General features: G+C 67.9%; 10 protein-coding genes. 7 read left to right on the forward strand and 3 right to left on the reverse strand.

Features of this window, described 5'->3' with window-relative positions; translation table 11 throughout:
- Positions 1–22: 22 nt before the first annotated feature.
- Positions 23–3,535, reverse strand: a complete 3,513-nt coding sequence (smc, locus tag BLA15945_RS17955) for a chromosome segregation protein SMC (RefSeq protein ID WP_059233846.1) — start codon at positions 3,533–3,535, stop codon at positions 23–25.
- A 139-nt stretch (positions 3,536–3,674) separates the two neighbouring features.
- Entirely contained in the window at positions 3,675–4,616 is a 942-nt protein-coding gene (locus tag BLA15945_RS17960; RefSeq protein ID WP_059233845.1) for a DMT family transporter, read from the reverse strand.
- Positions 4,617–4,775: 159 nt separating this feature from the next.
- Between BLA15945_RS17960 and dapC the strand changes: the two genes are divergently transcribed.
- The 6 genes from dapC (at position 4,776) to cls (ending at position 10,946) form a co-directional block, all read left to right on the forward strand.
- Complete coding sequence (gene dapC / locus BLA15945_RS17965) at positions 4,776–6,008, forward strand: succinyldiaminopimelate transaminase (protein WP_174993039.1); 1,233 nt, start codon at positions 4,776–4,778, stop codon at positions 6,006–6,008.
- A 44-nt stretch (positions 6,009–6,052) separates the two neighbouring features.
- Positions 6,053–6,880 carry a 2,3,4,5-tetrahydropyridine-2,6-dicarboxylate N-succinyltransferase gene (gene dapD / locus BLA15945_RS17970; protein WP_006478479.1) on the forward strand — a complete coding sequence of 276 codons (828 nt, stop codon included), beginning with the start codon at positions 6,053–6,055 and terminating at the stop codon, positions 6,878–6,880.
- On the forward strand, positions 6,880–7,248 hold the full coding sequence (locus BLA15945_RS17975) for an ArsC family reductase (protein WP_006478478.1): 369 nt from the start codon (positions 6,880–6,882) through the stop codon (positions 7,246–7,248). The genes dapD and BLA15945_RS17975 overlap by 1 nt, the downstream gene beginning before the upstream one ends.
- 90 nt (positions 7,249–7,338) lie before the next feature.
- Complete coding sequence (gene dapE / locus BLA15945_RS17980; protein WP_059233843.1) at positions 7,339–8,478, forward strand: succinyl-diaminopimelate desuccinylase; 1,140 nt, start codon at positions 7,339–7,341, stop codon at positions 8,476–8,478.
- 11 nt (positions 8,479–8,489) lie between these two features.
- Complete coding sequence (gene prmB / locus BLA15945_RS17985; protein ID WP_174993040.1) at positions 8,490–9,398, forward strand: 50S ribosomal protein L3 N(5)-glutamine methyltransferase; 909 nt, start codon at positions 8,490–8,492, stop codon at positions 9,396–9,398.
- Between the two features lie 108 nt (positions 9,399–9,506).
- On the forward strand, positions 9,507–10,946 hold the full coding sequence (gene cls, locus BLA15945_RS17990) for a cardiolipin synthase (RefSeq protein WP_059233841.1): 1,440 nt from the start codon (positions 9,507–9,509) through the stop codon (positions 10,944–10,946).
- 61 nt (positions 10,947–11,007) lie between these two features.
- Here cls and BLA15945_RS17995 read toward each other — a convergent pair whose 3' ends face one another.
- Entirely contained in the window at positions 11,008–11,487 is a 480-nt protein-coding gene (locus tag BLA15945_RS17995) for a glutathione peroxidase (protein WP_059233840.1), read from the reverse strand.
- 136 nt (positions 11,488–11,623) lie between these two features.
- Here BLA15945_RS17995 and BLA15945_RS18000 point away from each other — a divergent pair, with 136 nt between their 5' ends.
- Entirely contained in the window at positions 11,624–13,555 is a 1,932-nt protein-coding gene (locus tag BLA15945_RS18000) for an ATP-binding cassette domain-containing protein (protein WP_174993041.1), read from the forward strand.
- Positions 13,556–13,601: the final 46 nt, after the last annotated feature.

Here is a 13,601-nt window from a genome sequence, read left to right on the forward strand (position 1 = left end):
CGCGGTCCGGTTTCGTCAAACGTCAATTCTGGGCAAAACCCGCGGCGGTTTCCATGTCCACCGCAACGATCCGCGACACACCCTGCTCCTGCATCGTCACGCCGATCAGTTGCTGCGCCATTTCCATCGCGATCTTGTTGTGCGAGATGAACAGGAACTGCGTCTTGTCGGACATCGCGCGCACGAGATTCGCGAAACGCTCGGTGTTCGCGTCGTCGAGCGGCGCGTCGACCTCGTCGAGCAGACAGAACGGCGCCGGGTTCAGCTGGAACATCGCGAACACCAGCGCGGTCGCGGTCAGCGCCTTCTCGCCGCCCGACAGCAGGTGAATCGTCGCGTTCTTCTTGCCCGGCGGCTGCGCCATCACCTGCACGCCGGCATCGAGAATCTCGTCGCCCGTCATGATCAGCTTCGCCTGGCCGCCGCCGAACAGGCGCGGGAACAGGTCGCTGAAGTGGCGGTTGACCTCGTCGAAGGTGCCCTGCAGCAACGTGCGGGTTTCCTGGTCGATCTTGTGGATCGCGTCCTCGAGGGTCGTGATCGCGTCGATCAGGTCGGCCGACTGCGCGTCGAGGAACACCTTGCGCTCGCTCGCGGCCTTCAGCTCGTCGAGCGCGGCCATGTTCACCGGGCCGAGCGCGTTGATCGCATTGTTCAGGCGCGTGACCTCGCCCTGCAGGTACGACGGCTTCAGGTCCGGCGTCAGCTTCGTGGACAGCGCGGCCTCGTCGACCTCGGCCGTCGCGAGCTGCTCGGCGAACTGCTCGACGGACAGGCGCGCGGCCTGCTCCTTCAGCTGCAATTCGGTGATGCGGTCGCGCAGCGGCTGCAGCGAGCGCTCGGCCACGAGGCGCTGCTCGTCCGATGCGCGCAGCTTCGCGGTCAGGTCGTCGAGCTCGATCCGCGCGGCCTGCAGCGCTTCTTCCTTCACCGCGCGAATTTCGAGCGCGTCCTGCAGGCCGGTGTGCGCGGTCTGCTCGTTGATTGTCTCGAGTTCGGCACGTGCGTCTTCCAGCGACCCGGCAACGCGCTCGCTCTGCTCGTGCGCGACCTGGATGCTGCGCTTGAGCTCGTCGATCCGCGTCACCGCGTTGCGCGCCGCGAAGCGGGCATCGTTCGCGCCGCGCTCGAGGTCGCGCGCCTCCTGGCGCGCCTGCGTCAGCGATTCGTCGAGCGATTCGAACGCGAGCTGGTTGTCTTCGAAGCGCGCCTGCAGCTCCGCGAGTTCGCCGTCGAAACGCTCGAAATTCGCTTCCGACTCCGCGCGCAGCGCGCGCTGCTCTTCGATCTGCGCGCCGATTTCCTCGAGTTCCTCGCGGATCTGCGTGCTGCGCTGCGTGTAACGTTCGTGCGCCTGCGCGAGCTTCAGCACGTCCATCTGCAGCGCGTGCACGCGCTGCGTCGCACGTTCGGCCTGCGCGCGCACGTCGCCGAGCGCCTGCGTGGCCTGCGTGTGCGCGGCTTCCGCACGCACGGCGGCCGTACGCGCCTCGTCGGCGAGCAGCGCCTGGGCGCGCACCTGGCGCGTCAGGTTTTCGATTTCCTGCTGGCGGGCCAGCATCCCGGCCTGTTCCGAATCGGCGGCGTACAGCTGCACGCCGACGCGCGTGACGATATGGCCCGCCTTGACGACGAACGCGCCGCCTGCCGGCAGCTGCGTGCGCGTGGCAAGCGCCTGTGCGACGTCGTCGGCGACATACACGTTGCCGAGCCAGTCGTTCAGCACCGCGCGGATGCCTGCGTCGTCGATGCGCACGAGCGACAGCACCGGACGCAGCCCGGCCACCGCGGCGGGCGGCTCGCCGGCCGCGGGCGGCGCGTAGAACGCGAGCTTCGCGGGCGGCGCATCGGTCGCGAACGCCTTCACCCAGTCGAGATTCGACACTTCGAGCGCGGCGAGGCGCTCACGCAGCACGGCCTCGAGCGCCGCTTCCCAGCCGGCCTCGACGTGCAGCTTCTTCCACAGACGCGGCAGCGCGCCGAGCTCGTGCCTGTCGAGCCACGGCTGCACCTTGCCTTCGGTCTGCACGTTTTCCTGCAGCTGCTTCAGCGCGGCGAGACGCGCCTCGAGCTGGTGGATCTGCGCGGCTTCGGCCTGCACGCGCTCCTGCGCGGCACGGCGTTCGCCGTCGAGCCGCGGCACCGTTTCCTGTGCATCGGCGAGGCGCGCCTGCGCCTCGGCGAGGATCTCTTCCTGCTCGGCCAGCTGCATGCGCAGCTCCTCGAGCTGCGCCTCGTCCGGCGCGTCGAGCCCGCCCGCTTCGCCCTTCAGGCGCTCATGGCGCTGCTGAAGCTGCTGCAGCTGCTGGTCGGCGTTGCGCTGGTGCGCGGCTTCGAGCTTCAGCGACTGTTCGGTCTGCGCGATCCGCGCGCGCTCGTCGTTGAGCTGCGCCTGCGCATCGCGCCACTTCGCTTCGAGCGCCGGCAGCGCGTCGTGCTTCGACGCCGCGTTGTCTTCGGCGAGCGCGGCCTTCTCGTCGGCCATCGCGCGCGCCTCTTCGGCTTCCTCGAGCTCGTCCTGCGACTTCTCGGCCTGCGCGCGCCATTGCTCGCGCTGCGCGTTCAGCGCGGCGATCTGCGCCTGCACGCGATTGCGCGATTCGACGATGAACTTGATCTCGGCCTCGAGGCGGCTCACTTCGGCATTCGCCTCGTACAACGAACCCTGCGCGCCCTGCATCGCGTCGCTTGCCGAGTAGTGTGCGACGCGCAGCGTCTCGAGCTGCGCCTCGACTTCGCGCAGCTTGGCCGTCTGCGCCTCGAGGTCGATCTGCGCCTGTTCGATCGCGCGCTGCTGCTTCTGCTGCTCGCCGGCGGCCTCGTTCTTGCGCAGCAGCCACAGCAGGCGCTGCTTCTCTTCGCCGTCGGCGACGAGTTCCTTGTACTTGGTCGCGACGACGGCCTGTGCCTCGAGCTTCTCGAGATTCGCACCGAGTTCGCGGACGATGTCTTCGACGCGCGTCAGGTTCTCGCGCGTGTCGTGCAGGCGGTTCTCGGTTTCGCGGCGGCGTTCCTTGTACTTCGACACGCCGGCGGCTTCCTCGAGGAACACGCGCAGTTCTTCCGGCTTCGCCTCGATGATCCGCGCGATCATGCCCTGCCCGATGATCGCGTAGGCACGCGGCCCGAGGCCCGTGCCGAGGAAGATGTCCTGGATGTCGCGGCGGCGTGCCGGCAGGTTGTTGATGTAGTAGCTTGACGTGCCGTCGCGCGTCAGCACGCGCTTCACGGCGATCTCCCCGTACTGGCCCCACTGCCCGGCCGCACGGCCGTCGGAGTTGTCGAAGATCAGCTCGACGCTGGCCCGGCTGCCGGGCTTGCGTGCGGTCGAGCCGTTGAAGATCACGTCCTGCATCGACTCGCCGCGCAGCTCGGAGGCTCGCGACTCGCCGAGCACCCAGCGCACGGCATCGATGATGTTGGACTTGCCGCACCCGTTCGGGCCTACCACGCCGACAAGCTGGCCCGGAACCTGGAAATGCGTGGGATCGACGAAGGATTTGAAGCCAGCGAGTTTGATCGAGCTCAGACGCACGGCGGTATCGGATGTGAAGAAGGTGTGAAACGGACGGGACCGCATTGCACGGGGCCGGACGGCCCATGCGCGCGACGCGCCCCGGAATTCAAAAACGGGGCCGCGCGCATACAGCGTTGGGCCCCGCAAACGGCTTCCATCATACCATCGCGCGTGCGCCGTCCCGACCGTCGCCGGGTTTGTCCGGTGCGGGCGCGGCCCGATGGACCCGGCTCGACAGCAGCGTCGCCAGCACGATGCACACGCCGCCCGCCCATTCGCGCGCGGTCGGCAGCTCGCTCGCGAACACCCACGCCGACAGCGCGGTGATCACAATCTCGAACAGCATGATGATCGACGCGCGGTTCGCCGGCACCCGCGCCAGGCCGTATTGCACGAGCAGGTTGTTCGACGCCATCGTCACGCCGATCGCGGCGATGATCAGCGCGGCGATCCCCAGCTGGCCGCTCGCCGGCGCGGCCGGCAGCCCCTCGAACAGCGACGCGATCGCCCCGAACACGGCCGCGCCGCCGAACAGCGTTGCGGTACGCATTTCCGCGCGCATGTCGGGCAGCTCGCGGCTCGCCTTGATCACGAGCACGTTGCTCATCGCGAAGCTCAGCCCGGCCGCGAGGCCTGCCCATTCGGCCGGATTGGCCGGCAGCGGCAAGCCGAGCTTCGGCGACCACAGCATAAGCATCGCGCCCCCGATCGACAGCGCCGCGAGCCCCGCACCTGCCCAGGTCAGCCGCTCGCGCAGCAGGAAGTGCGCGTAGATCGCGGTCCAGGCCGGGGTCAGGTAGAACAGCAGCATCACGCGCAGCACCTCGCCGTGGATCGTGCCCCACACGAAGCCGAGGTTCGTCACGCCGGCCGTCAACGCAATGCCCGGCAGCACCCAGTGCCAGCGCAGCGTCGCGATCGTGCGATGCCGCGCGATGACCACGAACAGGAACGCGACGAGACTCGTCAGCGCGCTCGCCAGCGTGCCCGTCACGCCGAGCGACGCGAGGATCCGCAACGGATACCAGATCAGGCCCCATACCGAAGCGCCGATCAGGATGGCCAGCGTCGGCAGGCTGCCGCGTACCGCGTTATTCATTTGGTTCGATACCCTTTATTCGACCGGCCCGGCCGCCGTTCCGGCAGGCCGTGACCGCATTCCGTCACGCTATAATCATCCGTTGCGACCCGCGCGCCTCCGGCGCCCGTTCGCAGCCGCGCGGCGCGCCCGCCGCTTCTTTCGCTCCAACCGGCCGCGATGGCCGCTTCGCCCGTGAACCCTCGACTCGACTCGCTCCAGCCCTATCCCTTCGAAAAGCTGCGCGCCCTGTTCAAGGACGTGACGCCTTCCGGCGACCTCAAACCGATCAGCTTCGGCATCGGCGAGCCCAAGCACGCAACGCCGGCGCTGATCCGCGACGCCGTGGTCGCCGCGCTCGACGGCCTTGCGTCGTACCCGGCCACGGCCGGCTCGGACGCGCTGCGCACGTCGATCGCGCACTGGCTCGAGCGCCGCTACGGGCTGCCGGCGATCGATCCGGCCACGCAGGTGCTGCCCGTGTCGGGGTCGCGCGAAGCGCTGTTCTCGCTCGCGCAGACCGTGATCGACGCGCGCCCGGCCGCGCAGGGCGAGAAGGCGATCGTACTCTGTCCGAATCCTTTCTATCAAATTTACGAAGGCGCGGCGCTGCTGGCCGGTGCCGAACCCTATTTCGCGAACAGCGACCCGGCCCGCAACTTCGCGTGCGACTACGCGGCCGTGCCCGACGAAGTCTGGGCGCGCACGCAGCTGCTGTACGTGTGCTCGCCGGGCAACCCGACGGGCGCCGTGCTGACGCTCGACGACTGGCGCGAGCTGTTCGCGCTGTCCGACCGCCACGGCTTCATGATCGCGTCCGACGAGTGCTATTCGGAAATCTATTTCGACGAAGCGGCGCCGCCGCTCGGCGGCCTCGAGGCCGCGCACCGCCTCGGCCGCGGCTTCGAGCGCCTCGTGATGCTGTCGAGCCTGTCGAAGCGCTCGAACGTGCCGGGCATGCGCTCGGGCTTCGTCGCCGGCGACGCGGCGCTGCTCAAGCAGTTCCTGCTGTACCGCACGTACCACGGCGCGGCGCTGTCGCCGGTCTGGCAGCACGCGAGCATCGCCGCGTGGAACGACGAGGCGCACGTGCAGGAGAACCGCGCGCTGTACCTGCAGAAGTTCAATACGGTCACGCCGATGCTCGCCGACGTGATCGACGTGAAACTGCCCGACGCCGCGTTCTACCTGTGGGCCAACGTGTCGCGCACCGGCCTGTCGGACACCGAGTTCGCCCGCCGCCTGTACGCCGACTATAATGTGACGGTTCTGCCCGGCTCGTACCTGGCGCGCGATGCGCACGGCACGAATCCGGGCCGCGATTTCATCCGGATCGCGCTCGTCGCGGGCACCCCCGAATGCGTCGAGGGCGCGCAACGCATCGTCGATTTCTGCCGGTCCCTCGCGCGGTAATCGTCCATCCCGATCAATTCCATCCTTTTCCTGCGAAAACGAACATGTCGCAACAACTTCAGCAAATCATCGATACCGCCTGGGAAAACCGCGCCGAGCTGTCGCCGAAGGCCGCGCCGGCCGACGTCCGCGAAGCCGTCGCTCACGCGATCGAGCAACTCGACAAAGGTGCGCTGCGCGTCGCCGAGAAAATCGACGGCAACTGGACCGTGCACCAGTGGCTGAAGAAGGCCGTGCTGCTGTCGTTCCGCCTGGAGGACAACGCACCGATGCCGGCCGGCGGCTACTCGCAGTTCTACGACAAGGTGCCGTCGAAGTTCGCGAACTACACGGCGGAAGATTTCGCCGCGGGCGGCTTCCGCGTCGTGCCGCCGGCCATCGCGCGCCGCGGCTCGTTCATCGCGAAGAACGTCGTGCTGATGCCGTCGTACACCAACATCGGCGCGTACGTCGACGAAGGCACGATGGTCGACACGTGGGCGACGGTCGGTTCGTGCGCGCAGATCGGCAAGAACGTGCACCTGTCGGGCGGCGTCGGCATCGGCGGCGTGCTCGAGCCGCTGCAGGCGAACCCGGTCATCATCGAAGACAACTGCTTCATCGGCGCGCGCTCGGAAGTCGTCGAAGGCGTGATCGTCGAGGAAAACTCGGTGATCTCGATGGGCGTGTACCTCGGCCAGAGCACGAAGATCTACGACCGCGAGACGGGCGAAGTCAGCTACGGCCGCATCCCGGCCGGCTCGGTCGTCGTCGCCGGCAACCTGCCGTCGAAGGACGGTTCGCACAGCCTGTACTGCGCGGTGATCGTCAAGAAGGTCGACGCGAAGACGCGTGCGAAGGTCGGCCTGAACGAGCTGCTGCGAGGCGACTGATGGCGAAGCCGCACACCGTGGTCGTCTACGGCATTCCGAACTGCGACACCGTGAAGAAGGCCCGCGTGTGGCTTGACGATCACGGCGTCGAGTTCGAGTTCCACGATTTCAAGAAGCTCGGCGTCAGCGCGCCGCTGATCGAAGACTGGCTGAAGGACGTGTCGCTCGACGCGCTCGTGAACAAGCGCGGCACCACGTGGCGCGGCCTGGACGACGCAATGAAGGCGGCCGCCGAAACGAAGACCGGCGCGGTCGCGCTGATGATCCACAAGCCGTCGGTCATCAAGCGCCCCGTGCTCGTCGTCAACGGCCGCGTGAAATCGCTCGGCTTCGTGGCCGATCAATACGCGGCGCTGTTTGCCGCATAGGGCCGCCCGCGCTGCGCCTGCCGGCGCAGCCCGACGTCCTGTCGCTGCCGGCCACCGCGCCGGCATTTTTTATCGAAAGTGGTCCGAACCATGTCCGCCACCCTAGCCCTTACCGAACAGCTGATCGCCCGCGCGTCCGTGACGCCCGACGACCAGCACTGCCAGCAGATCATGACCGAGCGCCTCACCGCGCTCGGCTTCGAATGCGAGACCATCGCGTCGCACGGCGTGACCAACCTGTGGGCCGTCAAGCGCGGCGCCGACGGCCGCGACGGCAAGCTGCTCGCGTTCGCGGGCCACACCGACGTCGTGCCGACCGGCCCGCTCGAGCAGTGGACCTCGCCGCCGTTCATTCCCGCCCATCGCGACGGCAAGCTGTACGGCCGCGGCGCGGCCGACATGAAGACGTCGCTCGCGGCGTTCGTCGTCGCCTCCGAGGAATTCGTCGCGGCCCACCCCGGCCACCGCGGCGCGATCGCGTTCCTGATCACGAGCGACGAGGAAGGCCCGGCCACCGACGGCACCGTGAAGGTCGTCGAACTGCTGCAGGAACGCGGCGAGCGCCTCGACTACTGCATCGTCGGCGAGCCGACGTCGACCGCCGAGCTCGGCGACGTCGTCAAGAACGGCCGCCGCGGGTCGATGTCGGGCGAACTGGTCGTCAAGGGCGTGCAGGGCCACATCGCCTACCCGCACCTCGCGAAGAACCCGATCCACCTGCTCGCGCCGGCGCTCGCCGAGCTCGCCGCCGAACAGTGGGACGAAGGCAACGAATACTTCCCGCCGACCACCTGGCAGGTGTCGAACCTGCACGCCGGCACCGGCGCGACCAACGTGATCCCCGGTCACGCCGACCTGCTGTTCAACTTCCGCTTCTCGACCGCCAGCACGGTCGAAGGCCTGCAGGCACGCGTGCACGCGATCCTCGACAAGCACGGCCTCGAATACACGCTGAAGTGGTCGGTCAGCGGCCTGCCGTTCCTCACGCCGCGCGGCGAGCTGTCGGGCGCGCTGGAGCATGCGATCCGTACCGAGACTGGCATCACGACCGAACTGTCGACGACGGGCGGCACGTCGGACGGCCGTTTCATTGCGCGCATCTGCCCGCAGGTGATCGAGTTCGGCCCGCCGAACGGCAGCATCCACAAGATCGACGAGCACATCGAGGTGCGCTTCATCGACCCGCTGAAGAACGTGTACCGCCGCGTGCTCGAACAACTGATCGCCTGATGGAGCCTCGCATGACGACACCTTTTGCCACTGTTCGCGACCTGCTGCGCTACGCGGTCACGCGCTTCTCGAAGGCGAAGCTCGCGTTCGGCCACGGCTCCGACAACGCGTACGACGAAGCGGCCTATCTCGTGCTGCGCACGCTCGACCTGCCGCTCGACACGCTCGAACCGTTCCTCGACGCACGCCTGCTGCCCGACGAAATCGCGGCCGTACTCGCGGTGATCGAGCGGCGCGCGACCGATCGCGTGCCGGCCGCTTACCTCACGCATGAAGCGTGGATGCATGGCCACCGCTTCTACGTCGACGAACGCGTGATCGTGCCGCGCTCGTTCATCGGCGAGCTGCTCGACGACGGGTTGCAGCCGTATGTCGCCGATCCCGAGCAGGTCGGCGCGGTGCTCGAACTGTGTACCGGTTCCGGCTGCCTCGCGATCCTTGCGGCAAGCGCGTTCCCGAACGCCGAGATCGACGCGGTCGACCTGTCGGACAAGGCGCTCGAAGTCGCCGAGATCAACGTGCGCGACTACGGTCTCGAAGACCGCATCGGATTGCACCGCGGCGACCTCTACGCACCCCTGCCCGCATTCCGCACCGACCCGGGCTCGCGCTACGACGTGATCCTGACGAACCCGCCGTACGTGAACGCATCGTCGATGGCCGCGCTGCCGCCCGAATACCGGCACGAGCCGGAGATGGCGCTCGCAGGCGGCGACGACGGCATGGACATCGTGCGACGCATCGTCGCCGAAGCGCACCGCTGGCTGCACGACGACGGCGTGCTCGTCGTCGAGATCGGCAACGAGCGCGAGCACGTCGAAGCGGCATTCGGCGGCCTCGAACTCACGTGGCTGCCCACCAGCGCGGGCGACGACGCCGTCTTCCTGATCCAGGCGTCGGACCTGCCGCGCAAGGCCTGAACCTTTCCGGCCCGCCAACCGTGCGGCACACCGTTGCGCCGCACGGTTGGGTAAGATGCGCGTAGGCGGCCGCCCGGCCGCCCGACCTCAGGAGTCCGTCACGCGCCCATGACCCTCGACTGGCTACATCTCGGCACCCTGATCCTGACCATCCACGTGCTCGGGATCGTTGCGGCATGCCACGCGATCATGAACACGCGCACGTCGCAAGGCGCAATCGCGTGGGCCGTCTCGCTCGCAGCCATGCCGTACCTGACGCTCATTCCCTACCTGTTCCTCGGCCGCAGCAAGTTCTCCGGCTACGTCGACGCCCGGCGCCACGAGCTGGAAATGTTGCGCACGCACACGCCGCGCTCGCCGTGGCGCACCACCGACGCAACCGACGGGCCGGCCGCCGACGCGCTCGGCCAGGCCGCCGTGCTCGCGCTCACGCGGCTCGGCGGCATGCCGTTCCTCGGCGGCAACTCGGTGCGCACGCTCGTAAACGGCGACGCGACGTTCTCCGCCATCCTGTCGTCGATCGACGCTGCGCGAGACTACGTGCTCGTCCAGTTCTTCATCGTGCGCGACGACGCGCTCGGCCGGATGCTGCGCGACTCGCTGCTCGCGCGCGCGGCGGCCGGCGTGCGCTGCTGCCTGCTGTACGACAGCATCGGCAGCTTCGACCTGCCGCACAGCTACGTCGACACACTGCGCCGGGGCGGCGTCGAAGTTCATCCGTTCGCGACCAACCGGAAGTTCGTCAACCGCTTCCAGCTGAACTTCCGCAACCATCGCAAGATCGTCGTCGTCGATGGCAATCGCGCGTTCGTCGGCGGTCACAACGTCGGGGTCGAATATCTCGGTGCGAAGCCGCGCCTGTCGCCGTGGCGCGACACGCACATCGAGATCCGCGGCCCCGTCGTCGCGAGCATTCAGTATGTATTCGCCGAAGACTGGCACTGGGCGACGCAGAAGCTGCCGCCCATCGCGCTGCCGCCGCCGGCGCAGCCCGGCGACGGCATGCATTGCCTCGCGGTGCCGATGGGGCCGGCCGACAAGCAGGAAACCGGCTCGCTGTTCTTCGTCGAATCGATCAATGCCGCACGCGAGCGGGTCTGGATCACCACGCCGTACCTGGTTCCCGACGAAGCTGTAATCTCCGCGCTGAAGCTCGCGGTGATGCGCGGCGTCGACGTGCGCATCCTGATTCCGAGCCGGCGCGATCACTACGTCGTGTTCGAGGCGTCGAAGCTGTACGCGCGCGACCTCGTCGATGCCGGCGTGAAGGTGTTCCGCTACCGGCCCGGCTTCCTGCACCAGAAAGTCGTGCTGATCGACCGCATCGCGGCGGCAATCGGCAGCGCGAACCTCGACAACCGTTCGTTTCGCCTCAATTTCGAGGTGATGGTGCTGACCGTCGACCGTGCGTTCGCCGACGAAGTCGAAACGATGCTCGAGGCCGATTTCGCGCAGGCGTACGAGGTCGATGCGAACGAATACCGCCAGTCGCCCGCGTGGCGGCGCATCGCGATGCACGTCGCGCGGCTGTTCGCGCCGATCCTGTAGCGGCCGGGGCGATGGCCGCGCCGGCGCAATCCGCACCGGCGCTACACACGCCGCCCCGCCTTCACAGCAGCGTGTCGATATCGGCGGCGATTTCGTCGGGCTTGGTCGACGGCGCGTAGCGCTTGACGATGCGCCCGTCGCGGTCGACCAGGAATTTCGTGAAGTTCCACTTGATCGCCTTGAGGCCCAGAATGCCGGGCGCCTCGTCGGTCAGGTAGCGGTACAGCGGATGCGCGTGATCGCCCTTCACGTCGATCTTCGCGAACATCGGGAACGTGACGCCGTAGTTGCGCTCGCAGAACGCGCCGATCTGCGCGGCGTCGCCCGGCTCCTGCTTGCCGAACTGGTTGCACGGGAAACCGAGCACGAAGAAGCCGCGCGCCGCGTACTGGTCGTACAGCTTCTGCAGGCCCGCGTACTGCGGCGTGAAACCGCACTCGCTCGCCGTGTTGACGATCAGCAGCACCTTGCCGCGATACGCGTCGAGCGGGGCCGGCGCGCCGGCGAGCGTCTCTGCGCTGAACGAATACAGGGTGGACATCGGACACTCCTTTTACGAAACCGGATCGACACGGAGTCTAGGCGAAATTGCACGGTTGTGGCATCCGCCGAGCGGCCGATGCCCGGCGCGACCGGCGCGCAGTCTAGAATAGCGGTTTTGCCCAGTCATTTCCGCCGTGATCCGTTTCAATCAGTTCAGCCTTGCGCGCGGCACCAAGCCGCTGTTCGAGTCGACCTCGTTCGTGCTCAATCCCGGCGAGAAAGCCGGCCTGATCGGCGCGAACGGCGCCGGCAAATCGACGCTGTTCTCGGTCCTGCGCGGCGAGCTGCACTCGGACGCCGGCGATTTCTCGATGCCGCCGTCGTGGCGGATCGCCCATGTGTCGCAGGAAACGCCCGCCGTCGACCGCTCGGCGCTCGACTACACGCTCGACGGCGATGCCGCGCTGCGCGAGATCGAGGCGCGCATCGCCGCCGCCTCGGCCGCGCATGACGGCGCCGCCGAAGCCGACGCGCACGCGGCGTTCGCCGACGCCGACGGCTACACGGCGCCCGCCCGCGCCGAAGCGCTGCTGCTGGGCCTCGGCTTCACGTTCGCGCAGACGCGCGAATCGGTCGCCAGCTTCTCCGGCGGCTGGCGCATGCGCCTGAACCTCGCGCAGGCGCTGATGTGCCGTTCCGACCTGCTGCTGCTCGACGAACCGACGAACCACCTCGACCTCGACGCGATCGTCTGGCTCGAAGACTGGCTGCACCGCTACCCCGGCACGCTCGTCGTGATTTCGCACGACCGCGAATTCCTCGATTCGATCTGCAACGTCACGCTGCATCTGGAAAACCGCCAGGTGAAGCGCTACGGCGGCAACTACTCGCAGTTCGAAGTGCTGCGCGCGCAGCAACTGGCGCTGCAGCAAAGCGCATACGAAAAGCAGCAGAAGACGATCGAGCACCTGCAGAGCTTCGTCGACCGCTTCAAGGCCAAGGCGACCAAGGCCAAGCAGGCGCAGAGCCGGATGAAGGCGCTCGAGAAGATGGAGCTGATCGCGCCCGCGCACATCGCGTCGCCGTTCACGTTCGAATTCCGCACGCCCGACGCCGCGCCGAACCCGATGATGGTGATGGAAGACGTCCGCTGCGGCTACCATGCCGACGACGGCGCGGAAATCCCGATCGTCGAGCGTGTCGCGCTGTCGATCCAGAACGGCCAGCGCATCGGCCTGCTCGGCGCGAACGGCCAGGGCAAGTCGACGCTGATCAAGACGCTGGCCGGCACGCTCGCGCCGCTGTCGGGGCACGTCCGCGACGGCAAGGGGCTGACGATCGGCTATTTCGCGCAGCACCAGCTCGAAACGCTGCGCGAAGACGATTCGCCGCTCGCGCATCTGGCGCGGCTCGCGCCCGATACACGCGAGCAGGAACTGCGCGACTTCCTCGGCGGCTTCAATTTCTCGGGCGACATGGCGACCAGCCCGGTCGGCCCGTTCTCGGGCGGTGAAAAGGCGCGCCTCGCGCTTGCGCTGATCATCTGGCAGAAGCCGAACCTGCTGCTGCTCGACGAACCGACCAACCACCTGGACCTCGAAACGCGCCACGCGCTGACGATGGCGCTCGCGCAGTTCGAAGGCACGCTGATCCTCGTGTCGCACGACCGCCACCTGCTGCGCGCGACGACCGACCAGTTCATGCTGGTCGCAAAGCACCGGCTGCAACCGTTCGACGGCGACCTCGACGACTACCGTGACTGGCTGCTGCAGCACGCGGCCGAGCAGCGCGCAGCGGCGAAGGCCGACAGCGCGGCTTCGCCGGGCGCCGGCGCAGCGGCCAACCGCAAGGACCAGAAGCGTCAGGCCGCCGAGGAGCGGCAGCGCCTGTCGGTCTTGAAGAAGCCGCTGCAGAACCGCATCACGAAGCTCGAAAAGGAAATGGAGACGCTGCACGCCGAGAAGGCGCGCCTCGACACATTCGTCGCCGATCCGGCGAGCTACGAGGCCGAGCGCAAGACGGAGCTGACCGATGCGATCCGCAGGCTCGGCGACGTCAACGCGCGTCTCGAAACGGTCGAGGCCGACTGGCTCGCCGCGCAGGAAGAACTCGAGCAGATCGGCTGAACGCAGGCCCGATGCGGCCTGCCGATGCACCTGCTCGGTGCGTCGG

This window comes from Burkholderia arboris, assembly GCF_902499125.1.
Classification (GTDB): Bacteria; Pseudomonadota; Gammaproteobacteria; order Burkholderiales; family Burkholderiaceae; genus Burkholderia; species Burkholderia arboris.

Coding starts and splice junctions, on each gene's coding strand:
- BLA15945_RS17960 (WP_059233845.1), bottom strand. CDS start 4,616: ATGAATAACGCGGTACGCGGCAGCCTGCCGACGCTGGCCATCCTGATC.
- dapC (WP_174993039.1), top strand. CDS start 4,776: ATGGCCGCTTCGCCCGTGAACCCTCGACTCGACTCGCTCCAGCCCTAT.
- dapD (WP_006478479.1), top strand. CDS start 6,053: ATGTCGCAACAACTTCAGCAAATCATCGATACCGCCTGGGAAAACCGC.
- BLA15945_RS17975 (WP_006478478.1), top strand. CDS start 6,880: ATGGCGAAGCCGCACACCGTGGTCGTCTACGGCATTCCGAACTGCGAC.
- dapE (WP_059233843.1), top strand. CDS start 7,339: ATGTCCGCCACCCTAGCCCTTACCGAACAGCTGATCGCCCGCGCGTCC.
- prmB (WP_174993040.1), top strand. CDS start 8,490: ATGACGACACCTTTTGCCACTGTTCGCGACCTGCTGCGCTACGCGGTC.
- cls (WP_059233841.1), top strand. CDS start 9,507: ATGACCCTCGACTGGCTACATCTCGGCACCCTGATCCTGACCATCCAC.
- BLA15945_RS17995 (WP_059233840.1), bottom strand. CDS start 11,487: ATGTCCACCCTGTATTCGTTCAGCGCAGAGACGCTCGCCGGCGCGCCG.